Origin of the sequence: Streptomyces sp. NPDC048696 (genome assembly GCF_043198895.1) — a bacterium.
Classification (GTDB): Bacteria; Actinomycetota; Actinomycetes; order Streptomycetales; family Streptomycetaceae; genus Streptomyces.
The window spans coordinates 98,883-120,689 of sequence record NZ_JBICVJ010000007.1 but is presented as its reverse complement, the minus strand read 5'-3'; the positions used below and the strand labels follow the sequence as shown (position 1 = coordinate 120,689).

At 70.5% G+C, this 21,807-nt stretch carries 21 protein-coding genes; 8 read left to right on the top strand and 13 right to left on the bottom strand.

The window, feature by feature from the left end:
- Positions 1–160 precede the first annotated feature (160 nt).
- From ACGFRG_RS16815 to ACGFRG_RS16800, 4 genes are all read right to left on the bottom strand, one after another.
- Complete coding sequence (locus tag ACGFRG_RS16815) at positions 161–1,492, bottom strand: hypothetical protein (protein ID WP_393264907.1); 1,332 nt, start codon at positions 1,490–1,492, stop codon at positions 161–163.
- Positions 1,482–2,024 carry a DUF6114 domain-containing protein gene (locus tag ACGFRG_RS16810; RefSeq protein WP_393264568.1) on the bottom strand — a complete coding sequence of 181 codons (543 nt, stop codon included), beginning with the start codon at positions 2,022–2,024 and terminating at the stop codon, positions 1,482–1,484. The genes ACGFRG_RS16815 and ACGFRG_RS16810 overlap by 11 nt, the downstream gene beginning before the upstream one ends.
- A gap of 91 nt (positions 2,025–2,115) precedes the next feature.
- Positions 2,116–2,772 (bottom strand): DUF6230 family protein, encoded by a 657-nt coding sequence (locus ACGFRG_RS16805; protein ID WP_393264565.1) that lies wholly within the window; start codon positions 2,770–2,772, stop codon positions 2,116–2,118.
- 750 nt (positions 2,773–3,522) lie between these two features.
- Positions 3,523–4,494 carry a tetratricopeptide repeat protein gene (locus tag ACGFRG_RS16800; RefSeq protein WP_361420791.1) on the bottom strand — a complete coding sequence of 324 codons (972 nt, stop codon included), beginning with the start codon at positions 4,492–4,494 and terminating at the stop codon, positions 3,523–3,525.
- Between the two features lie 379 nt (positions 4,495–4,873).
- Between ACGFRG_RS16800 and ACGFRG_RS16795 the strand changes: the two genes are divergently transcribed.
- Positions 4,874–5,506, top strand: coding sequence for a TetR/AcrR family transcriptional regulator (locus tag ACGFRG_RS16795; protein ID WP_361420794.1), 633 nt, complete (start codon positions 4,874–4,876; stop codon positions 5,504–5,506).
- Between the two features lie 48 nt (positions 5,507–5,554).
- Here the strand turns inward: ACGFRG_RS16795 and ACGFRG_RS16790 are convergent, their stop codons facing one another.
- Both ACGFRG_RS16790 and ACGFRG_RS16785 read right to left on the bottom strand, forming a co-directional pair.
- Positions 5,555–6,544 (bottom strand): GDP-mannose 4,6-dehydratase, encoded by a 990-nt coding sequence (locus tag ACGFRG_RS16790; RefSeq protein WP_361420797.1) that lies wholly within the window; start codon positions 6,542–6,544, stop codon positions 5,555–5,557.
- A complete protein-coding gene (locus ACGFRG_RS16785; RefSeq protein WP_393264560.1) occupies positions 6,541–7,704 on the bottom strand; it encodes a glycosyltransferase in 1,164 nt (387 codons plus the stop codon). Before ACGFRG_RS16785 ends, ACGFRG_RS16790 begins: the two co-directional genes overlap by 4 nt.
- 78 nt (positions 7,705–7,782) lie before the next feature.
- Here ACGFRG_RS16785 and ACGFRG_RS16780 point away from each other — a divergent pair, with 78 nt between their 5' ends.
- Together ACGFRG_RS16780 and ACGFRG_RS16775 are read left to right on the top strand one after the other, a co-directional pair.
- The gene (locus ACGFRG_RS16780) at positions 7,783–8,523 is read left to right on the top strand and encodes a response regulator transcription factor (RefSeq protein WP_393264904.1); all 741 of its coding nucleotides are present in this window, start codon (positions 7,783–7,785) and stop codon (positions 8,521–8,523) included.
- On the top strand, positions 8,520–9,896 hold the full coding sequence (locus ACGFRG_RS16775) for a sensor histidine kinase (RefSeq protein WP_393264557.1): 1,377 nt from the start codon (positions 8,520–8,522) through the stop codon (positions 9,894–9,896). The genes ACGFRG_RS16780 and ACGFRG_RS16775 overlap by 4 nt, the downstream gene beginning before the upstream one ends.
- Before the next feature lie 266 nt (positions 9,897–10,162).
- Here ACGFRG_RS16775 and ACGFRG_RS16770 read toward each other — a convergent pair whose 3' ends face one another.
- From ACGFRG_RS16770 to ACGFRG_RS16760, 3 genes are all read right to left on the bottom strand, one after another.
- Complete coding sequence (locus tag ACGFRG_RS16770; protein WP_361420808.1) at positions 10,163–11,863, bottom strand: methylmalonyl-CoA mutase family protein; 1,701 nt, start codon at positions 11,861–11,863, stop codon at positions 10,163–10,165.
- Between the two features lie 85 nt (positions 11,864–11,948).
- Complete coding sequence (locus ACGFRG_RS16765; RefSeq protein ID WP_361420811.1) at positions 11,949–12,287, bottom strand: DUF3817 domain-containing protein; 339 nt, start codon at positions 12,285–12,287, stop codon at positions 11,949–11,951.
- 175 nt (positions 12,288–12,462) lie between these two features.
- A complete protein-coding gene (locus ACGFRG_RS16760) occupies positions 12,463–12,972 on the bottom strand; it encodes a MarR family transcriptional regulator (protein ID WP_329401795.1) in 510 nt (169 codons plus the stop codon).
- 146 nt (positions 12,973–13,118) lie between these two features.
- Between ACGFRG_RS16760 and ACGFRG_RS16755 the strand changes: the two genes are divergently transcribed.
- A complete protein-coding gene (locus ACGFRG_RS16755) occupies positions 13,119–14,159 on the top strand; it encodes a glycoside hydrolase family 6 protein (protein ID WP_393264553.1) in 1,041 nt (346 codons plus the stop codon).
- Positions 14,160–14,167: 8 nt separating this feature from the next.
- Here ACGFRG_RS16755 and ACGFRG_RS16750 read toward each other — a convergent pair whose 3' ends face one another.
- The 4 genes from ACGFRG_RS16750 to ACGFRG_RS16735 all read right to left on the bottom strand — a co-directional run bounded on the left by ACGFRG_RS16750 (position 14,168) and on the right by ACGFRG_RS16735 (position 18,866).
- A complete protein-coding gene (locus ACGFRG_RS16750; protein ID WP_393264550.1) occupies positions 14,168–16,123 on the bottom strand; it encodes a galactose oxidase-like domain-containing protein in 1,956 nt (651 codons plus the stop codon).
- Positions 16,124–16,126: 3 nt separating this feature from the next.
- Complete coding sequence (locus ACGFRG_RS16745; RefSeq protein ID WP_393264547.1) at positions 16,127–17,905, bottom strand: glycosyltransferase family 2 protein; 1,779 nt, start codon at positions 17,903–17,905, stop codon at positions 16,127–16,129.
- Between the two features lie 326 nt (positions 17,906–18,231).
- Positions 18,232–18,525, bottom strand: coding sequence for an MTH1187 family thiamine-binding protein (locus ACGFRG_RS16740; RefSeq protein ID WP_361420824.1), 294 nt, complete (start codon positions 18,523–18,525; stop codon positions 18,232–18,234).
- On the bottom strand, positions 18,522–18,866 hold the full coding sequence (locus ACGFRG_RS16735) for a DUF3817 domain-containing protein (protein ID WP_361420826.1): 345 nt from the start codon (positions 18,864–18,866) through the stop codon (positions 18,522–18,524). Before ACGFRG_RS16735 ends, ACGFRG_RS16740 begins: the two co-directional genes overlap by 4 nt.
- A 224-nt stretch (positions 18,867–19,090) precedes the next feature.
- Between ACGFRG_RS16735 and ACGFRG_RS16730 the strand changes: the two genes are divergently transcribed.
- From ACGFRG_RS16730 to ACGFRG_RS16715, 4 genes are all read left to right on the top strand, one after another.
- Complete coding sequence (locus ACGFRG_RS16730) at positions 19,091–19,729, top strand: AIM24 family protein (RefSeq protein WP_361420829.1); 639 nt, start codon at positions 19,091–19,093, stop codon at positions 19,727–19,729.
- The gene (locus ACGFRG_RS16725) at positions 19,729–20,379 is read left to right on the top strand and encodes an AIM24 family protein (protein ID WP_361420832.1); all 651 of its coding nucleotides are present in this window, start codon (positions 19,729–19,731) and stop codon (positions 20,377–20,379) included. Before ACGFRG_RS16730 ends, ACGFRG_RS16725 begins: the two co-directional genes overlap by 1 nt.
- Complete coding sequence (locus ACGFRG_RS16720; RefSeq protein ID WP_361420835.1) at positions 20,376–21,173, top strand: AIM24 family protein; 798 nt, start codon at positions 20,376–20,378, stop codon at positions 21,171–21,173. Before ACGFRG_RS16725 ends, ACGFRG_RS16720 begins: the two co-directional genes overlap by 4 nt.
- 135 nt (positions 21,174–21,308) lie before the next feature.
- Positions 21,309–21,785, top strand: coding sequence for a MarR family transcriptional regulator (locus ACGFRG_RS16715; protein ID WP_361420838.1), 477 nt, complete (start codon positions 21,309–21,311; stop codon positions 21,783–21,785).
- Positions 21,786–21,807: the final 22 nt, after the last annotated feature.

Genomic DNA, 21,807 nt, shown 5'->3' with positions numbered 1-21,807 from the left:
ACTTAAAATATTTATCCTTAACCTCTATTTTTTTTTTTTTTCCCCCCCCCCACCCCCCCACACACCCCCCCCCCCCCCCCCGCCGGCCCCCCCCCCCCCGGCCCCCCCGCCCCCACGGCCGTTACTGCGGCTCCCGGATGGGTCTTTGTGGGTGGGACGGCTATTCGGGGTTGCCGTCCGTGATGTAGTTCTGCAGGCCCGGGACCGTCAGGGTGCCGCCGAACTGGCCGGCCTGGTGGACCGTCGCGTTGGTGAAGAAGACCCACGGAATGTTCAGCGGGGGCGGGGTCTGCGGGCTGAACGTGATCGGGATGAGGCCGAAGAGGTTGCCCTTCAGCTCCTCCGTGTACATCGTCACCGTGCCGTTGCGGATGGTCGACTGGGAGCCCGCGCGCGCCTTGACGTGGGCGGTGGTCGGCTTCCCGTTGAGCTCGGGGCCGTACACCAGCTGGTGCAGGTTGTCGATGTCCACCGACTTCGCCGTGAACTTCAGGACCTTCTTGACCTTGCCGCTGCCCGTCTTGACCTCGACGATGCCCTCGTAGTTCAGGCCGCTCAGGGTCAGCTTGGAGGTCTTGAGGATCCACGGCTGGTCCGGCAGCAGCGGGACGTCCGACGCCAGCTTGGCGTTGGCGAGGGCCTTCGGGTCCGCCGTCGGACACGGGAAGGGCTGCTTGGCGCCGTCGGGGACGTTGGTGTCCTTCTTGGCGTCCAGGCCCTTCGCGCCGGGCGCCAGGTCCTCGACCTTCTGGCCCGCCTGCGCGGCCGCGTCACGGATGGCCTGCGCCGCCTTGTCCGTCGCGGTCGTGACGGGCGACTTGACGGTGCCCCCCGTGTCCGTCGACTTCTTGGCGGGCGTGCTCGGCGTCGACGACGTCTTCGGAGACGGCGTGGTCGTCGCAGTCGAGGACGTCGACGGCTTCGGGGTCACCGGCGTCGACGACTTGCTCGGGTGCACGCCCAGGATGTCGCCCAGCACATCCCCCAGGCCCAACGGGTCCAGCGGGTTGGTGGACTTGGTCGGCGTCGGGTCCGAGGAGGGATCGGTGGCCGGTGCCTGCGACGTGGCGGGCTTCGGCTGCGTCCGGGACTGGGACTGGGACTTCGCGGCCGACGGGCTCTCGGTCGGAGTGGGCTCCGCCGGCTTCTTGTCCGCCGTCCCCGACGGGCTCGGCGTCGGCGTGCTCGACTTGCTCGACGACGGGCTCGGCGACTTCGACGGGCTCGCCGACGCGCTCGGCTGGTCGGAGCGGGTCACACAAGGGCCGGGCGCGAACGGGATGTCCGTCTTGTCGTCCGCCATCGCGAGCTTGGGCGTGAGGCTCATCCCGACGAACATGGCCGTCGGCATGGCGGCAAGCGCCATCGCCTTGCCTGCGGGCATGTGCAGCTTCGTCAGCAGCGACTTCCTCGGGGCCGCGTGGCGCGGCCCGCCTCTCTCACGGGAGTCGCCGCCTCCGGTCGAGTTCAGCTGCGTCTCGTCACCCCGCACTGTTCCTCCCGCCATTGGCGTCGACTGTCGTTTCGATGACGGCCGTACCGGACTCCTCCTCGCGCGGGCCGGGGACGGTCTCGCTGTCCGGCTCGTCGCCAGAGGGGTCGGCGCCCTTGGCGCGCCGGTCACGCCGTCTCGGCTTCGCCGGCACCCACGACAGCGCGAGAGCGCCGCCGAACAGGGCGAGCAGGAAGCCCATCAGGAAGCCGCCGATGTTGGCGACGGGCAGGGAGATCAGTGCGAGCAGGATGGCCGCGACACCTGCGAACACGCGAACGGGCTGGTGGTACCACATCGTCAGACCGAGCGTGATCAGCAGTACGCCGATGATCAGCGAACCCGCGCCCGCCGTCGTGGACATCGTCAGCGTGACGTTGCCGAGGTGGAGATTGGCGTACGGGAAGTACGCGATCGGCACGCCGCCCGCCATGGTGAACAGGCCTGCCCAGAACGGCCGGCTGCCCCGCCAGGCACGGAAACGAAGCCGCCAGTAGGAGAACCCGCGGGAACCTGTGGTCTCGGCGCTCATGGAAAACAGCTCCCTGGTACCGCTGTTGCAAGAAAAATGGTGTTCCCGGTGGCCGTGGGCATCACCCGCCCTCGGCCACCGGAGAGTCCGCCTAGTGGGACAGCTGGCACTCGTTGACGCCGGTGGACAGCTTGAGGCTCAGCCCATTGAGCTTGAAGTTGCCGGCCGTGGTCGCCCACGCACGCTGCTCGATCCTGTCCAGGACCGCGTGATCGGCCCGCTGGGCGAACCCGTACGGGTTGGCCTGCGGCGACGCGTTCCCCTGCATCTTCGTCTTGCCATTGGCCGTGCCCTGGCCGGCAGCGACGCCGATGTCGATGTTCTCGAACGTGGCGTCGGTGTTGAGCTGGGACACATCGAGGTAGATGTTCTTCGCCTCGACCGGGTGGTCGTGGTTCTGACCAGCCCTGATCGTCATCGTGATGTTGCCGAAGAACGGCACCTTCGGCGTGACGACCGACTGACACATGTTGTAGATCTTGGCGTCGCTGAAGCCGGAGACCACCACGGGGTGGGCCGCCTTGTTGCCATCCAGGTCGGTACCGGTGGCGATCGACCCGTACTGAAGCAGGTCGTGACCGTCCAACTGGTCCGCCGTCACCTTGAAGTCAACGCCGGAAACACTGAACGACGCCGCGAGGGCGCCCTGGGCGAGCCCGATGCCTATCGCCGCCGTGGCGGCCACGCTCGGCACCATGACCAGCGCGAACCGCTTCCATCTGGTCCCGCCACGTACTTGGGACTCCATGACTTTCCTCCTTCTCGGACGTACATCTCCGGGACGGACCCTCGCGGGCTGTCCAGGGATGGGAGAAGTGCTACGTCCTCGGGAAGGAGAGCGCCCGAGACTTCAGGCGCGTATCGCGTCCGAATCACCGGCGATCACCCCCGAGCGACAACCACTGGTCGCGCCTGACGCATCACGCACAACCTGCTGGACAGGCCCCGCCGTACGGCAGAGACCCCCCTGTCCACGGTCGGCGTCACTGGCCGCCGGCCGACTCGGTGGGGACCCAGGGAACGCGCAGCGCCGAGTGGCTGTCGGGCTGGTGCGTTATTGGACCGAGCGTGGCCGATCGTTGTCCATTCGGAGGAGGGGCGCAAGGGGGTTCGTTACTTGCCAGTAACGGAGGGATAACCGTGGCGCGACAGCTCGGCATCACGCGGACACACTTCGTACCGCCAAGTCACGGGACAGAAGCGGAAATAGACGCCTCAATACGGACGTAAGATGCAGTTCAATTTACTGCGAGTAACAGCGACCGCGTTTACCAAGTTTTGGTAAAACGCGGTCGCCGGTTGTCTCTGTGTCGCCAAATCGTCAGCGGCGTACCGCCGGTTCACGAGTGGCGCACCGGCCGTGCACGTGCGGCGCACATGTGCCGCTCAGGCGCTGCGGCGGAGCGCACATCTGCCGCTCAGCCGCCGCGCCGGCCCATCCACGACCAGCTCAGGGATCGAGCCGCTCAGGGATCGAGCCGCTCAGGGGGACTGGCCGTCAGAACAGCACCCGCGCCAGCGCACCCCGCGCCGCCGTCACCCGCGGGTCCTCCGCGCCGACGACCTCGAAGAGTTCGAGCAGGCGCAGCCGTACCGCGTTGCGGTCCTCGCCCGCCGTGACGCGGACCGTCTCGACGAGCCGGCCGAACGCGTCCTCGACATGGCCGCCCACCAGGTCCAGATCCGCCGCGGCGATCTGCGCCGCGACATCGGCGGGCTTCTCCGCCGCGTCCTTGCGGACCTGCGGCACGTCCATCCCCTGGACGCGGCGCAGCAGTTCGGCCTGGGCGAGGCCGAGCTTGGCCTCGGGGTGGCCGGGGTCGTCGGCCAGTACGTTCTTGTACGCCTGGACGGCGCCGGCCAGATCGCCGGAGTCGAGGGCCGTCACGGCCGCTTCGAGCAGGGCGTCGTACGGGCCCGCCGGGATCGGGGCGTCCGCGGCGCCGGGCGCGGACGCGTCGGCGTCGACCGCGATACCGGTGAGGCCGAAGCGCTCCTGGGCGACCTGGATCAGCTGGTCCAGGGTCTCGCGGATCTGCTGCTCCGGGGCCGCGCCCTGGAAGAGCGGCAGTGCCTGTCCCGCGACCACCGCGAAGACGGCCGGGATCCCCTGGATCCCGAACTGCTGCATCAGCATCTGGTTGGCGTCGACATCGATCTTGGCGAGGAGGAAGCGGCCGTTGTACTCGACGGCGAGCCGTTCGAGGAGCGGGCCGAGCTGCTTGCACGGCTCGCACCACTCGGCCCAGAAGTCGATGACGACCGGCACCTCGGCGGAGCGCTGGAGGATGTCGCGCTCGAATCCGGCCTCGTCGACATCGATCACGAGGGCCGACGGGGGTACCGCCGTGCTCCCGCCCTGCCGGGCGGCCTCGGCGCGCGCCTGCTCCGCCTTGGCCTTGGCCTCACCGGCCGCCTTCACCGCGGCGAGGTCGACGACGCCGCTCATGGACATGTTCCTAGGCTGCATGCGTACATCCTCCCCCTTCCGCGCACGGCTGTGGTGAATCCGGTGGCAGGATCCGGGCCCATCCACGGCCCCCCGCCGGTTTGCGAGGCACACGGACGGGCTCGGTCCGGTCGGCGCCCGGTCCCCACCGTGCGCCCTGCGGCACCCGGTCCCCACCCGGTGCCCTGCGGCTTCCGGTCCCCACCGGCCGCCGCATGGTGCTGCTGTTGTTGATGTTGCTGTGGTTGTCGCTCAATGACCGCTCAAAGTCTTTCGCTACGAGCCGTAGCGTAACTGGAGTACGTCGGCTCCCGTCCCGGCGTACGCCGTGATCTCCCCCACAGCGGCCCTGTGACGGAGCCCCTGGCGCAACCCCTACCGGCCGGTATGGTCGTGCGTCATGTGTTCCCAATCCAGCCCCGGCAGAACCGCGCGCCCCGGTCGCCCCCGCAGCACCGAGGCCGACGCGGCGATCCTGCTGGCGACCCGGCAGGCGCTGGTCGAGCTGGGCTGGTCCAAGCTGACGATGGGGGACGTGGCGACCCGCGCGGGCGTCGCCAAGACGACCCTGTACCGGCGCTGGGCGGGCAAGAACGAGCTGGTCGTGGACGCGGTGGCGGTCCTCTTCGACGAGCTGGAACTGCCCGACCTCGGCAGCCTCGCGGCGGACGTGGAGGGCGTGGTGCTCCAGTTCGCCTCGATCCTGGAACGCCCCGAGACGAAGACCGCGCTGATGGCGGTGGTCGCCGAGTCCACCCGCGACGACGCCCTGCGCGGCCGGATCCGCTCGGCGATCGTCGACCGCCAGAAACGGCTCGTACTGATCGGCCGCGAGCGCGCGCAGGTCCGGGGCGAACTCCCTTACGAGGACGACCCGGTCACCTCCGCCCGCCACGCCGACCTCATCTTCGACGTGGTCGCGGGCGCGGTCGTCCACCGGGCCCTGGTCAGCGCGGAACCGGTGGACGAGGAGTGGGCCCGCGACTTCACCCTCCTGGTGTGCACGGGGTTGACGGCGACGGCGACCGCCTGAGCGGCACAACCCCGCCGCGCCGCCGAACCTCCGCCCAACCCGCACGCCTCACACCGCGTACCTCCCCGGCGCGAACACCGCCAGGTTCTCCGCGACCCACTCGGACGTGCGCTTCAGGCCCTCCTCCAGGGACACCTCCGGCTGCCAGAGCGCCCACTCGCGCGCCCGGGTGTTGTCCGAAAGCAGGCGTTCCACCTCGCTGCCCGAGGGGCGCAGCCGGGCCGGGTCGACCACCACACGCGCGTCGCGGCCCGACGCGGCGATCAGTGCCGAGGCCAGGTCGCCGATCGCGATCTCCCGGCCGGTGCCGAGGTTCACCACCTCCCCCAGCGCCCGGTCGCACTCCGCCACCGCCAGGAACCCGCGCGCGGTGTCCGTGACGTAGGTGAAGTCGCGCGTCGGGGTGAGCGAGCCGAGCCGGATCTCGCGGGCCCCGGCGTGCAGTTGGGCCAGGATCGTCGGGATCACCGCACGCGCCGACTGCCGGGGCCCGTACGTGTTGAACGGCCGCACCACCGTCACCGGCAGCTCGAAGGCGTGCCAGTGCGACAGCGCCATCATGTCCGCGCCGATCTTCGAGGCGGAGTACGGCGACTGGGGCTGGAGCGGGTGGTCCTCGCCGATCGGCGCCGTCAGGGCCGTCCCGTACACCTCGCTCGTGGAGGTGTGCACCAGGCGGCGCACGCTGTGCCGACGGCACGCCTCCGCGATGTTCTCGGTGCCGACCACGTTCGTCTGCACATACGCGCCCGGCGAGTCGTAGCTGTACGGGATGCCGATGAGGGCGGCGAGGTGGAAGACGGTGTCGCACCCGGCGACCGCGTCCGAGACCCGGCCCGCGTCGCGCACGTCGCCCGCGATCATCTCGACCGCCGGGTGGTCCAGCAGATGCGCCAGATGACCCTTTTCCGCGTACGGCTTGTAGTGCACCAACGCCCGTACCCGTGCGCCCTGTTCGACCAGCAGGTCGACGAGCGTCGAGCCGATGAAGCCCTCGGCTCCGGTGACCAGGACCGTCCGGTTGTGCCAGCTGCTCATGCTGCGTGCTCCTTCTTGTGCGGGTGCGAGAGGGTGTACGGGGTGGTGCGCGCGGCCAGTTCGAGGACCTTCGCCGCCAGCAGCTCCGCCGCCCGGGCGTGGGTGCCGGGGTCGGCCGCGCCGCTCATCGCGGCGAGCCGGGCCGGGTCGGCGAGCAGCGGCTCGACGAGCGCGGCGAGGTGTTCGGCCGTGGTCTCGGCGTCCGCGAGCAGCAGCCCGGCGCCCGCGTCCGAGAGCACGCGCGCGTTGTGCGTCTGGTGGTCGCCGGGCGCGTGCGGATACGGGACGAGTACGGCCGGCACCCCGGTGGTGGCCAGCTCGGCGACGGTCGCCGAACCGGCCCGGCAGACCACCAGGTCGGCCGCCGCGTACGCCAGGTCCATCCGGTCGAGGTACGGCACGGCCCGTGCGCCCCACAGGCCGGTGAGCCGTCGCCGGGTCTCGTCCAGGGCGGCGGGTCCGGTCTTGATGATCAGGTGGACGTCGTCGCGACCCTGCCAGCGCTCGGCCAGGCCGACCGCCGCCTCGGTGAGCCGGGCAGCGCCCAGGCTGCCGCCGTTGACCAGCACCAGGCGGGCCCCGGGCGGGACGTCGAGGGCGCGGCGGGCCTCGGCGCGCATCGTGGGCCGGTCGAGCCGGGCCAGCGCCGCCGAGATCGGCATGCCGGTGGTGACGGCGTCCGCGCCGCCGGTCAGATGGGCCCGGCTGCGGTCGAAGGCGACCGCGATGTTCCGGGTGAGCCGGGCCGCGAACTGGTTGGCCCGCCCCGGTACCGCGTTGGACTCGTGGATGAGGCTGGGCAGTCCGGCGAGTCTGGCCCCGACGATGACGGGCGCGCTCGGATAGCCGCCCATCCCCACGGCGACGTGCGCGCCCTGCGCCCGCAGGATCGCGCGGCACTGGGCGCCCGACTTGAGCAGGGCGGCGGGGAGCAGATACCGCCGGGCGCCGAGCGCCGGGTCGAAGGGGATCATGTCGACGGTGTGCAGCCGGTGTCCGGCGCCGGGGATCAGCTCGGTCTCCAGGCCCCGGTCCGTACCGACGAAGGAGATCACCGCGTCCGGGACGGCCCGGCGCAGCGCCTCGGCGAGCGCGAGCCCTGGATAGATGTGGCCGCCGGTGCCGCCCGCACCGATCACGACGGAGAGTGGTGTGCGCATGGCCGAAACGTTCGCGGGGTGGCTTAAGAGGCTTCTAAGAGCGCCCTTTGGCACTCTTTGCCCATGAGCAGCAGCCCCATGAGCAGCGGTCCCGCAGGCGGCGGCGGTCCCGACAGCAGCGCCGCACCCGCCCGGCCCCCCGTCCGTATCCTCGTCGTCGACGACGAGCCGGAGGTGCGGGCGGCCGTCGAGGACGGTCTCGCGGTCGAGGGGTACGAGGTGCGGGGCGCCGCCGACGGCCTCGCGGCGCTCGCCGAGATCGCCGCCTGGCAGCCGGACGCGGTGGTCCTCGATGTGATGATGCCGGTCCTGGACGGGCTGGCCGTCTGCCGCCGACTGCGAGGTCTTGGCGACCGCACCCCGGTCCTGGTCCTGACCGCGCTGGACTCGGTGAGCGAGCGCGTCGACGGCCTGGAGGCGGGCGCCGACGACTACCTCGTCAAGCCCTTCGCCCTCGATGAACTGGTCGCACGCGTACGGGCGTTGCTGCGGCGGGCCGCGCCCGACCAGCCGGAGCCCGAACAGCTGTCCTTCGCGGACCTGGTGGTCGACCCCGCGACCCGCACCGGCCACCGCGCCGGGCGCCCGCTGGAGTTCAGCCGCACCGAGTTCGCCCTGCTCGAACTGCTGATGCGCCACCCGGGCCAGGTGCTGCCGCGCGAGATGATCCTGGAGATCGTCTGGGGCCGCGACTTCGGCCCGGACTCCAACTCCCTCGCCGTGTACGTCGGGTATCTGCGGCGCAAACTGGAGGCGGGCGGCGAGCCGCGCCTCGTCCACACCGTCCACGGCGTCGGCTACCGGCTGGACACCCCGTGAGCGCGCGGCGCCGCCTGGGCGCCCGCTGGCGGCGCCACCGTCCGCTGCGCACCCGGCTCGCGGTCGCCGCCTCGGCGGCGGTGGCACTGGTCGCGCTCGGCGTCTGCGCGGCCGCGTTCTTCGTGATCCGTTACGAGCTGTTCCACCAACTCGACCTGAACCTCACCCAGTCGGCGACCCTGGCCGCCCAGCAGAACCGGGGCGAGGCACCCGGCGTGCTCAACGGCGAGTGCCGCTTCCTCGCCGCCCCGGCCTGCGCCCAGATCGTCCCGGCCGACCGGGCGTCGGACTCCGCGCGGCCCTATCTGCTGCCGGTCCCGCCGCAGGCCCGCGAGGTCGCGGCCGGGCAGCGCCGCCCGTACTTCACCAACATCACCTTGTCCGGCCATCCGGCGCGCATGCTCACCACCGGCCTGCCGCACGGCCAGGCTCTCCAGGTCGCCCTGCGCGCCGACACGGTGGAGCAGGGCGTACGCCAGGCGGCGCAGCTGCTCACCGGGGTCGGCGCCACCGGGGTGCTGCTCGCGGCCGGGCTCGGCTACTGGGTCTCGCGCACCGGGCTCGCCCCGGTCGCCCGGCTCACCGCGACCGCCGAGCACATCGCGGCGACCCGGGACCCGAGCCACCGCATCGAGCTGCCGCCGGGCCCGGCCCGCAAGGAGGACGAGGTGACCCGGCTCGCCGCGTCCTTCAACACGATGCTGGGGGAGCTGGAGCAGTCGGTGACGGCCCAGCGCCGCCTGGTCGCGGACGCCTCGCACGAACTGCGCACCCCGCTCACCGCGCTGCGCACCAACGCCGAACTCCTGGCCCGGGCCGACCGCCTGACGGACGCTCAGCGCACCCGGGCGTCGTCGGCGCTCGGCCGCCAGATCCGGGAGGTGACGGTGATGGTGAACGACCTGATCGACCTGGCCCGGGACGAGGAGCCGACCCCGCTCCTGGAACAGGTCCGCCTCGCCCCGCTGGTCGCCCACACGGTGGACACGGCCCGCGCGCACTGGCCCGCGACCCCGTTCCACCTCGACCTCACGGACGCGTCCGCCACGGTCCCCGGCGTCCCGGCCCGCCTGGCCCGCCTGCTGTCCAACCTCCTGGACAACGCGGCGAAGTTCAGCCCACAGGGCGCGCCGGTCGAAGTCACCCTCACCGCGAGGGAGTTGACGGTGCGGGACCACGGCCCCGGCATCGCGCCGGAGGACCTGCCGTACGTCTTCGACCGCTTCTACCGAGCGGACCGGGCGCGCGCCCTCCCCGGCTCGGGCCTCGGCCTGGCGATGGCCCGCCAGATCGCCCGGGCGCACGGGGCGGAACTGTCGGTCCGGAACGCGGTGGGAGGGGGTGCGGAGTTCCGGGTGACGTGGCCCGCGTAACCCCGCGTCGCGAGGATCCCTTCGGCTGCGGACCGTAGGTGGCTGGTCGCGCCCGCGCGGCGGAGCCGCAAATCGACACAGCCCCGCGCCCCAAACCTGCCTTCGCCTGCGGACCGTGCTGGGTTGCTCGCGCAGTTCCCCGCGCCCCTTAGCGGATCCGCCGCAACCGAAGAACTCAGCTCAGCCCCGGATCTTTTAGGGGCGCGGGGAACTGCGCGACCAGCGACCACTCACCCGCGGACGAAGACCGGACCCAATAGCGGCGCCTAGAACCCCGCCGGCTCCACGTAGATGCCCCACTCGTCCCGCAGCACCCCGCAGATCTCACCCAGCGTGGCCTCGGCCCGCACCGCGTCGAGCATGGGCGCGATCATGTTCGAGCCGTCGCGCGCGGCGGCGAGCATCGCGTCCAGGGCGGCCTTCACCCGCGCCGAGTCCCTCGCGCCCTTGCGGTCGCCCAGGACCCGTACCTGCTCGCGCTCCACCTCATGGCTGACCCGCAGGATCTCCAGGTCACCGGTGACCGAGCCGTGGTGGACGTTGACCCCGACGACCCGCTTGTCCCCCTTCTCAAGCGACCGCTGGTACTGGAACGCCGACTCGGCGATCTCGCCGGTGAACCAGCCGTCCTCGATGCCGCGCAGGATGCCCGAGGTGATCGGCCCGATGGGGTGCCGGCCGTCGGGGTGCGCTCGCGTCCCGCGCTCCTTGATCTGGTCGAAGATCTTCTCCGCGTCCGCCTCGATGCGGTCGGTGAGCTGCTCCACGTACCAGGCACCGCCCAGCGGGTCGGCCACATTGGCCACGCCCGTCTCCTCCATGATCACCTGCTGCGTCCGCAGGGCGATCTCGGCGGCCTGCTCGCTCGGCAGGGCCAGGGTCTCGTCCAGGGCGTTGGTGTGCAGCGAGTTGGTGCCGCCGAGGATGGCGGACAGCGCCTCCACCGCCGTGCGCACGACGTTGTTGTACGGCTGCTGCGCGGTCAGCGAGACACCGGCGGTCTGGGTGTGGAAGCGCAGCCACTGCGCCTTGTCGGACTTCGCCCCGTACACCTCCTTCATCCACCGCGCCCAGATCCGGCGCGCGGCGCGGAACTTGGCGATCTCCTCGAAGAAGTCGAGGTGGGCGTCGAAGAAGAAGGAGAGACCGGGGGCGAAGACGTCGACGTCAAGACCGCGGCTGAGCCCCAGCTCCACGTAACCGAAACCGTCCGCCAGCGTGTACGCCAGCTCCTGCGCGGCCGTCGCGCCCGCCTCGCGGATGTGGTACCCGGAGACCGAGAGCGGCTTGTACGCGGGGATGCCCTGCGCGCAGTGCTCCATCAGGTCGCCGATGAGGCGCAGATGCGGCTCGGGCTGGAAGAGCCACTCCTTCTGCGCGATGTACTCCTTGAAGATGTCCGTCTGGAGCGTGCCGTTGAGGATCGCCGGGTCGACGCCCTGGCGCTCGGCGGCGACCAGGTACATGCAGAAGACCGGGACGGCCGGGCCGCTGATCGTCATGGACGTGGTGACGTCACCGAGCGGGATGTCCTTGAACAGGACCTCCATGTCGGCGGCCGAGTCGATGGCGACGCCGCAGTGCCCGACCTCGCCGAGCGAGCGCGGGTCGTCGGAGTCGCGGCCCATCAGGGTCGGCATGTCGAAGGCGACCGAGAGGCCGCCGCCGCCCGCCTTGAGGATCATCTTGTAGCGCTCGTTGGTCTGCTCGGCGTTGCCGAACCCGGCGAACTGCCGGATCGTCCACGTACGCCCCCGGTAGCCGGTGGCGTGCAGCCCGCGCGTGTACGGGTACTCACCGGGCCACCCGATCCGCTCGAAGCCCTCGTAGGTGTCGCCGGGGCGGGGGCCGTAGACCGGCTCGACCTCGTCCCCGGAGAGCGTGGTGAAGTCCGCGTCCCGCTTGCGGGCCTTGTCGTAACGGGCCTGCCAGCGACGGCGGCCCTCCTCGATGGCGTCAGCGTCCATACCTTCGAATTTACTAGGACGTCCTAGTAAATGTCGATGGCAGACCGCCCGCGGTTCTCCGCGGGCGGTGGGGTCACGCGTGGGGTTACGCCTTGGCCGCGACCGGCGCCGGGTCCGTGACCAGGGCCTCCACCTCGCGGGAGACCTTGCGCTCGACGAAGAACGCGGCGGTGGGAATCGTGCCGGCGAGCAGGACCCAGAGCTGCTTCCCGACCGGCCACTTCGCCTTGGAGCCCAGGTCGAAGGCGACGACGAGGTAGATCACGTACAGCCAGCCGTGCGCGATGCCCACGATCTTGGTGAAGTCGGCGGCACCGTTCATGTCCAGCAGGTACTTGGCGATGACGCCCAGCGTCAGCAGGACGAGAAGGACGCCCGTGATGTAGGCCATCGCCCGGTACCGGGTCAGCACGCTCTTTTTCATGCCTACGAGCGTAACGGCCACGCCGCCGCGATCTTGCGGCGCCCTGGGAGAGTTCCCCGCGCCCCTTGATGGGCCCTCCGGGCCCTCCTAGGAATGGGCCCGAAGGGCCCATTTAAGGGGCGCGGGGAACTGCGCGAGCAACCCAGCACGATCCGCAGCCAACAGACGGCCGGACCTACTCGTCCTCGAAGTCGCGCGCCGCGACCCGAAGGGGCCGCAGCAGGGCGAAAATCTCGCCGCATTCCTCCGCGTCGTAGACACCCAGCCCGAAATCCATCTCCATCAGATCCCGCGTCGCGTTCTCGACGACCTCGCGGCCCTTGTCGGTGATGGACGCGAGCGTGCCGCGCCCGTCGTTCGGGTTGGGGCGCTTGTCGACGAGGCCCGACCGCACCAGGCGGTCCACCGTGTTCGTCACCGACGTCGGGTGCACCATCAACCGCTCGCCGATCTTCGACATCGGCAGCTCCCCCGCCTTGGAGAAGGTGAGCAGCACCAGCGCCTCGTACCGCGCGAAGGTCAGCCCGTACGGCTTGACCACCGCGTCGACCTCGGCGAGCAGGATCTGGTGCGCGCGCATGATCGAGGTGATCGCGCCCATCGAGGGCACCGGCCCCCAGCGCTGCTGCCAGAGCTCGTCGGCGCGGGCGATGGGATCGAACGGGAGGCTGAGCGGCTTCGGCACGCGTCGACCTTACCCACTGGTCACATGCCGGTCAGCCCCGTCTCACACTTCGGCCCGCTTACGCCCCGTGGCGCTCCGCTGCGGAGCGTGACCGATATGTCACGATTGTCGCTGTCCCGTGTACGCCCGTGACCCCAAGGGGCCGAATGTCCCGGCACATCCCCCGGCAGCGCGGCCTCCTTGCCGCCGCCCTCCTCGCCCTCGCCGTCGCCTGTTCCGGCTGCTCCTCCGGCTCCGCCGACCCCGGCCCCGCACCGGCCACCCCCGCCGCCCAAGGGCGGTCCGGCGACGGCGCCGAGCCCGCGCCCGAGGGCCCGTTCTGGGTGGACCCGGACAGCAGCGCGGCCAGGCAGATCAAGATCTGGGAGGCCCAGGGCCGCACCGCCGACGCCGAGGCACTGCGCCGGATCGCCGACCGGCCGACCGCCCTGTGGGCCGCCTGGGACGACCCCCGGCCCGGCATCCGCGCGGCGGTCGCGGGCGCCGCCAAGGACCGGCGCACCGTCCTGCTCGTCGCGTACAACATCCCGCACCGCGACTGCGGCGGCCTCTCGGCGGGCGGCGCCGCGGACGTGGCCGCCTACCGCACCTGGTACGGCATGTTCGGCGAGGCCATCGGCGACGCGAAGGCGATCGTGGTCCTGGAGCCGGACGCGGTGGCCCACATGGTCGACGGCTGCACCACCCGCGAGCACTGGGACGAGCGCTACCAGCTGCTCAACGAGGCCGTCGACCACTTCAAGAAGCTGCCCCACACCAAGGTCTACCTGGACGCGGGCAACCCGGCCTGGATCCCGGACCCGAACAAGCTCGTCGAGCCGCTGACCCGCGCCGGGGTCGCCCGGGCCGACGGGTTCGCCCTGAACGTCTCCAACTTCCAGACCGACGACGCCGTACGCGCGTACGGCACGAAGGTCTCCCAGGGCCTCGGCGGCAAGCACTTCGTCGTCGACACCAGCCGCAACGGGGCGGGCCCGCTCCTTGACGACCGCGAGCAGGCGTGGTGCAACCCGCCGGGCCGGGCGCTCGGCACGCCGCCGACCGCCAGTACCGGGTTCCCGCTGGTCGACGCGTATCTCTGGATCAAGCGGCCCGGCGACTCGGACGGCACCTGCCGGGGCGGCCCGGCAGCGGGCGCCTGGTGGCCGGAGTACGCACTGGGGCTCGCCCGCCGCGCGAAGGCCTGACCGCCTGCTCAGTCCACCTGCAGCCACTTCGCCTCGGACGGCGTGCCCTCGGCGTCCGTGACGAAGAGCATGTACCAGCCGGGCGGCACCAGGGCCTTGTCGCCCGGCACCGTCACCGTCACCGAGTTCTTGTCCTTCGTGAGGCCCACCTCGATCGAGCGCTGCTCGACGTCGGTGGTGTGGGTGACCGCGCTCGGCCGCATCAGCCGCGCCTTCGCGATCCGCTCGGGGTGCTCGGCCCTGAACGTGGCCCGGCGGTCCTGCCCGACCGCCTCGGGCCCGTCGCCGAGCGCGGGCCGCTTCTCCTTGTCCCGGTAGAGGTACGGCGGGGTGTAGACCTCCATCCGCTGCTCGAACCTGCCGAGCTTGGTGTTGTCCTTGTCGCCGAAGAGCGAGTCGGAGCCGAAGGTGGCGACCCGGCCGTCGGGCAGCAGCAGCGCCTCGGAGTGGTAGTTGCGGCCGACCGTCGGATCGGCGGCCTCACGGAAGGCGTTGGCCCGGGGGTCGTAGAACTGGGCCTTGAGGATGTTGCTGCCGCCGCGCCCCCGGTAGTCCTCGGAGCCGCCGCTGGTGAAGACCGAGTCGTCGGGGAGGATGACGCTGTTCAAGTACCGCGTTCCCTGCGGGAGTTCGGGACCGGACTTGAAGGCGGGGCTGTTCTCCTTGAGGTCGATCAGCGCGGTGCGGGGCGTGGACTTCGCGGACTCGCCGACCCCGCCGCCGCCGAGGATCATGAACTTCTGGTTCTGGGCCGGCGGCAGCAGCAGTGAGCTGGCCGTCTCGGTCTGGTCGCGGTCGCCGAGACCGTCGATCTTCTTGAAGGTGTTGGTCGTCACGTCCCACAGGCCCGGCTCACGGCCCTTGTCGGCGGGTCCGTAGCCCGCGTTGGCGCCGGAGTAGAAGAGCTTGCCGCTCTTGGTGAGGAAGAGCGAGGGGTAGGTGGGGAAGTAGCGGAACGGCCCCTTGCCCCACTTCTTGGTCTTCGGGTCGTAGATCTCGTTGTCGCCCGCGAGGATCGTGCCGACGTCGTCGAGCCCGGAGACGGCGAGCACCTTGCCGTCCTGGAGCGTGGTGAGCGTCGGGTACCAGCGCGCCTGCCGCATCGGCGCGACGGGCACGTACTTCTCGGCCTTCGGGTCGAACTCGTAGGCCGCCCGGATCCCCTGGAAGTCCTGCTTCTCCATGGTGATCTTCTCGGCGAGCCCGTACGTGTTGTCGGCGTCCTCGCCCTTGAGGCCCTCGATCTCGTACTGGGCCTGGTCGGTGGCGACCGACTTGGGGCCGTCGGCCACCGCCTCCACGAAGACCCGCGCCTCGGCGGCGGTGACCTTGGTCTTCCAGGGCATCATCTGGCCGGTCGCGTAGTAGCTGACGACGAACTCGCGCTTGGCCCTCGGCACGGTCACATCGAACTTCGCCACGTACTCGACACCGGACGGCGAGCGGAACCTGGTCCCCTTCTTGATCGTGACGGCCTTCTCCGGGTTCTCGTTCTTGACCCGCATCCCGCCCGCGGCCCGCTTCACCTGGCCGTCGAGAACCTCGTAGCGCGCGGTGCCGCCCGCCACCAGGAGCCGTCCGTCCGGGAGCTGGGCGTGGCCGCCGCAGAAGAAGTCCTCGGGGGTGTGGACCTTCTTGAAGGTGTTGTCCTTCGGGTTCCACAGCACGGTGTCGAAGGAGCCCGCGTCGAACTTCTCCTGCTTGTTGCCGGAGCCCGCGATGATGAGGACCTTGCCGGTGTGCAGCAGGGCCGCGTGGATCGCGTTCGTACGGTACTTCGCGGGGATGTCGACGGTGTCCCAGGCGCCGTACTTGCGCATGTAGTCGGGCCGGCGGATCTGGTACGCGTGGTACTGCTCCTCGGCGAAGGAGAGCGCGGCCGGGGCGTTCAGCCCGGCGAGCAGCACGATCGCGCCGCCGCCGAGCAGTGTCTTCTTCGTGCGCTGGGAGGGCCGGTAGGCCATGGGTCAGTTCCCTCCGGTCGTCGTGGCGGCCGGCGCGGTGGCCGCGAGCGGCGCCTCGGCCTCGGCGGGCTCGGCGAGCGGGCGGCGGCGGGCGGCGGCGCGCTCGCGCACGGTGGTCAGGGACCAGACGGCGACCGGGGCGAGCGCGATGGCGAGGGCGAGCACGGCCCAGGTGCGCATCGCCGCGTGGGTGTGCCGGAAGACGACGGAGGCGCCGAGCGACGCGACGAGCACGGCCGCCCAGAACAGATGGATCCGGAACGTCCAGAGCCGGTCGGGGCTGGCCTCGTCGCCCTTGGGGGTGACGACGAACCGGCCCCGGGTGCGCAGCAGCGCCGAGCCGAGCGACTTGAGGTAGACGGGCGCGCAGAGCGCGGACATCCCCATCCCGGCGAGCCCGCCGGAGCCCTCGGGCTCGTGCGGCGAGACGTTGTGGCGGCGGTTCCACAGATAGAGCCCGATCTGCAGGGCGGCCGCGTCGCTGTAGAGCATCAGCCAGACGGAGGCGGAGACCTGGGTGCCGGAGGCGCCGAACCAGAGGAACAGGACGCAACTGACCATGCCGAGCAGCCAGTTGACGGCGGTCATCGGGTAGTAGACGAGCATCAGGGTGTACGAGAGCAGCCGCCCGGGCGGGACGCGGAACGGCGCTTTCCAGTACTGCTTGAGCAGCGTCTCGTACGTACCGCGCGACCAGCGCGTCTGCTGGGTGAAGAAGTCGGTCCAGGACTCCGGGCCCTCACCGACGGCCAGCACGTCCGGGGTGTAGACGGATCTCCAGAAGTGCCCGGTCCTCGGGTTCTTGCGGCGGTGCAGCTCGAAGCCGGTGGCCATGTCCTCGGTGATCGAGTCGTAGAGCCCGCCGACCTGGACCAGTGCGCTGACGCGGACGATGTTGTTGGTGCCGACGAACATCGGGGCGCGGTAGCGGTTGCCGGCCCGCTGGATCAGCGCGTGGAAGAGGAACTGCTGGGATTCGGCGGCCTTGGTCACCGGCGAGCGGTAGTTCCCGTACACCTGCGGTCCGACCACGAACGCGACGTCCGGGTCGCGGAAGTAGCCCATCATCCGCTCCAGGAAGTTGGGGAGCGGCACGTGGTCGGTGTCGACGGAGGCGAAGAAGTCGTAGGACCGGCCGTGCATGGCCAGCCAGGCGTTGTAGTTGCCGTGTTTGGTACGGGCCTTGTGGGGGCCCTTGGGGCGGTTCCACTCGGGGACGCCGCTGCGGGTGAAGTGGCGCACCCCCAGCTCCTCGCAGAGCGCCTTGGCCCGGGCGTCGTCGCCCTCGTCCAGGAGCCAGACGTCGAGGGGGCCGCTGTGGTGCAGCCGGACCGCGCCTTCGAGCGTGGCCCGGACCATGGATATCGGTTCCTTGCCGGGCACGTACGTGGTGAGGAAGGCGACCCGGGTGCCGGGCTCGGGGACCACGGGTATCGGGTCCCGGGCGACCATCGTGGCGTGGGCGATCGAGAGGACGTTGACGACCATGAAGAACTCGATCAGGCCGATGGCCACAAGCATCGCGATGTCCAGGGCGACCAGCCACTCGTCGCCGCCCTCGCGTTCCACCCAGTGGGTCGGCCACACGAGGTAGACCAGCAGGACGGCGGTGAGCACGGGCGCGAGCGTCATCAGCAGGACGGCGCGTATTCGGCGGGGCTCACTGGAGAGGAGACTCCGGTAGCGCACCCGGTAGGCCGCCCTGTCCGGTTCCGTGAGCGGTCCGGCGAGCCGGCTGTGGGTCTCGTAGTCGTAATGCGCCGACGTACTCTCCGACCGCACTGTGCCCTCCAGCTGATCGAGCCAGGTAGATATCCCTACAAAAGTGGATATTCATCGGCGTGTCGAGCGGAGTACTCCGAGTGAGCGATCTTGGTTTGGGCGGCGTGCGGGGCCTTGTCCGGGGTCGGCGCACGACAGAGCCCCCGGTTGCCGGGGGCGGCGGCCGGGGGCTCGAACTGCGGGGTGGGGAGGGCGCTTCGGGGCGGGGGCTGAGCGAACTGGTGGAAGTCCGCTGCGGTACCGCGCGCGCCAAAGGGGCGCGGGGAACTGCGCGAGCAACCACGCACGGTCCGCAGCCGAAGCATCGTGCACTTCCAGCGAAGCGCTTACGCCGAGAGGTGGCGCTCCACCGTCTCCACCTTGGTGGTGAGGCCGTCGGTGACGCCCGGACGGATGTCCGCCTTCAGGACGACCGAGACGCGCGGGGCGCGGGCCTCGACGGCGGCGACGGCGCGCTTCACCACGTCCATCACCTCGTCCCACTCCCCCTCGACGGAGGTGAACATGGCGTCGGTGCGGTTGGGCAGACCCGACTCGCGTACGACCCGTACGGCGTCGGCGACGTACTCCCCGACGTCCTCGCCGACACCCAGCGGAGTGACCGAGAAGGCGACGATCACGCTCCGACCACGCCTTCCTTGCGGGCGCGGGCGGCGATCACGGCGTCCTTGGCCTGGCGCTTGAGCTTGCGCTCGGCCACGAAGCCGCCGAACGGCAGCACGGAGAGCACGAAGAACAGAGCGGCGGTCTTCGCGGGCCACTTCGCCTTGTTCCAGGCGTCCGCCCAGAAGATCACGTACAGGATGAAGAGGATGCCGTGGATGGCGCCCATGACCGGGACGGCGTTGACGTCGGTCGTCCGCTTCAGCACCGAGCAGACGAGCAGCAGCAGGAAGGAGACGGCCTCCGGGGCCGAGATCAGTCGGAGACGGTGGAACGCGGATGCGGTCTTGATGTCCACGGGGGCACCTTCGGTGGGAGGAGTTCGGAGCGTGTCGCTTGTGAACGCAAGCACAAACGTTCCCCATTGTGACATCAGGGGCGCGGGGGTTTCGGCGGGGGGCGGGCGGGGGCCGGGATCCGGGCCTGACCAGGGCGGACCGAAGGACCGGATCAGGGGCCGACCAGGGGCGGATCATCCCCAGGGCCCTGTCCGGGCGGGGGCGCGGCCGCTACCTTCACCCCGTGGCAACGTTCCGACTCCAAGGCAGCAAAATGCTGGCCGTCGAGATGACCGGTGACGCCGTCAAGGCGAAGAACGGCTCGATGGTCGCCTATGACGGCCAGATGGCATTCAAGAAGATGTCCGGCGGCGGTGAGGGCCTACGCGGCATGGTGACCCGCCGCCTCACCGGCGAATCGATGGCCGTGATGGAGGTGAAGGGACACGGCACCTGTTACTTCGCCGACCGGGCCAGCGAGATCAACCTCGTCTCGCTCCAGGGCGACAAGCTCTACGTCGAGGCGAGCAATCTGCTCGCCACCGACACCGGCCTGCGCACCGGCACCACCTTCACCGGGCTGCGCGGCGCGACCCAGGGCAACGGCCTGTTCACCACCACGGTCGAGGGCCACGGCCAGGCGGCGATCATGTCCGACGGCCCGGCCGTGGTGCTGCGGGTCAGCGCCCAGTACCCGCTCTCCGTCGACCCCGGCGCCTACATCGCGCACCAGGGCAACCTCCAGCAGCACTTCCAGTCCGGGGTGACCTTCCGCACGTTCCTGGGCGAGGGCTCGGGCGAGGCGTTCCAGATCCGGTTCGAGGGCGAGGGCCTGGTGTACGTGCAGCCCAGCGAGCGCAACACCATCGGGGGCGACCTCTGATGCCGTTCCGCGAGATCAACTCCAAGATGGTCGAGGCCACGGTGGCCCCCGGCCAGAAGATGTTCAGCCAGCGCGGCGCGATGCTCGCGTACAAGGGCGAGGTGTCCTTCACGCCCAACATCCAGGGCGGCCAGGGCGGGATCATGTCGATGATCGGCCGCCGGGTGGCCAACGAGGCGACGCCGCTGATGACGGTCGAGGGCAACGGCACGGTGATGTTCGGCCACGGCGGCCACCACATCCAGGTCATCAACCTCGCCGGGGACACGCTCTACGTGGAGGCGGACCGGCTGCTCGCCTTCGACGGGACGCTCCAGCAGGGCACCATGTTCATGGGCTCGCAGGGCGGTGTGATGGGCATGGTGCGCGGCCAGGTGACCGGCCAGGGCCTGTTCACGACCACGCTCAAGGGCCACGGCGCGGTGGCGGTGATGGCGCACGGCGGGGTCGTCGAGCTGCCGATCACCCCGCAGCGCCCGGTCCACGTCGACCCGCAGGCGTATGTGGCCCACCACGGTGACGTACGCAACAAGCTCTCCACGGCGCTCGGTTGGCGCGACATGGTGGGCCGGGGCTCGGGCGAGGCGTTCCAGCTCGAACTGTCCGGCAGCGGCGCGGTGTACGTCCAGGCCTCGGAGGAGAAGCTGTGAACACCCCTCAGCCGGGCGGCCCGGCGGTCTTCGACCCGTACTCGCTCCCGTCCGACGACAACGTCAACAAGTACACCTTCTGCGTGGAGCTCAAATCGAGCCAGTGGTTCCTGCAGAAGGGCAAGATGATCGCCTATTACGGGCGGATCGAGTTCAACGGCATCGGCCACGGGCGCCTGGACCGGCTGCTGCGCACCAGCTTCCACTCGCCGCTGCACGCCAGCGACTGGGTGGTGGCGGACGGCTCCGGAAAGATGCTGCTCGCGGACCGGGCCTTCGATGTGAACTCGTACGACCTGGACGACGGCAACCTGACGATCCGGGCCGGGAACCTGCTGGCGTACCAGCCGACGCTGGCCCTGAAGCAGTCGATCGTGCCGGGCTTTCTGACGCTGATCGGGACCGGCAAGTTCGTGGCGGCCTCGAACGGGCCGGTCGTCTTCATGGAGCCGCCGATCCGGGTCGACCCGCAGGCGCTGGTCGGCTGGGCGGACTGCCCGTCGCCCTGCCACCACTACGATCACGGCTATATGACGGGCGTGCTGGGCGGAATCCGGTCACTCACGGGCCTCGGGGGCACCTCGGGCGAGGAGCACCAGTTCGAGTTCGTGGGCGCCGGAACGGTCCTGCTCCAGTCCACCGAAGTGCTGATGGCCGAGCAGTCGACCGGGCAGGTGCCCGATGAGGCGGGCGTTCCGGGCGGCGGGGGCTCGGGCGGGCAGCACGGTGCGGCGGGTTCCGGACCGCGCCTTCCCGGCCAGCTCGGAGACCTCCAGCGTCGCTTCGGCCTGTGAGCGGTAGTCTGCGGAGTGTGACGTCGAACGCGTGCACCCTTGCCGGGCGCTGACCACGACCCTTGTGCCGGTGCGTGCGGGGCGTCACACTCCCAGGCTTCGTTCAGAATTCAACTTCTTAGGTAGAATCGACATATGGAGACCGAGACGGCCACCAACTGGCTGACCGATAGCGAGCAGTGCGCCTGGCGTACCTATCTGGACGTCAACAGGATGCTGACGCACCAGATGGAAAAGGACCTGCAGCCGTTCGGCCTGACCAACAACGACTACGAGATCCTGGTCAACCTCTCGGAGGCCGAGGGGCAGCGGCTGCGCATGAGCGACCTCGCCGCCGCGACCCTTCAGTCCAAGAGCCGACTCTCGCATCAGATCACGCGGATGGAGAACGCGGGGCTTGTGCGGCGGGAGAACTGCGAGTCGGACCGGCGGGGGTTGTTCGCGGTGTTGACCGACACGGGGGCGGAGACCATGGAGAAGGTCGCGCCGCACCATGTGGCGTCCGTGCGCAAGCACTTCATCGACCTGCTGTCGAGCGACGCGCTGTCGGATCTGCGGGCGGCGCTCGGACCGGTGGCGGACCATCTGCGCGGCCACCGCGGCAAGCTTTAGCCCTTTACCCGGGGGCTTCGCC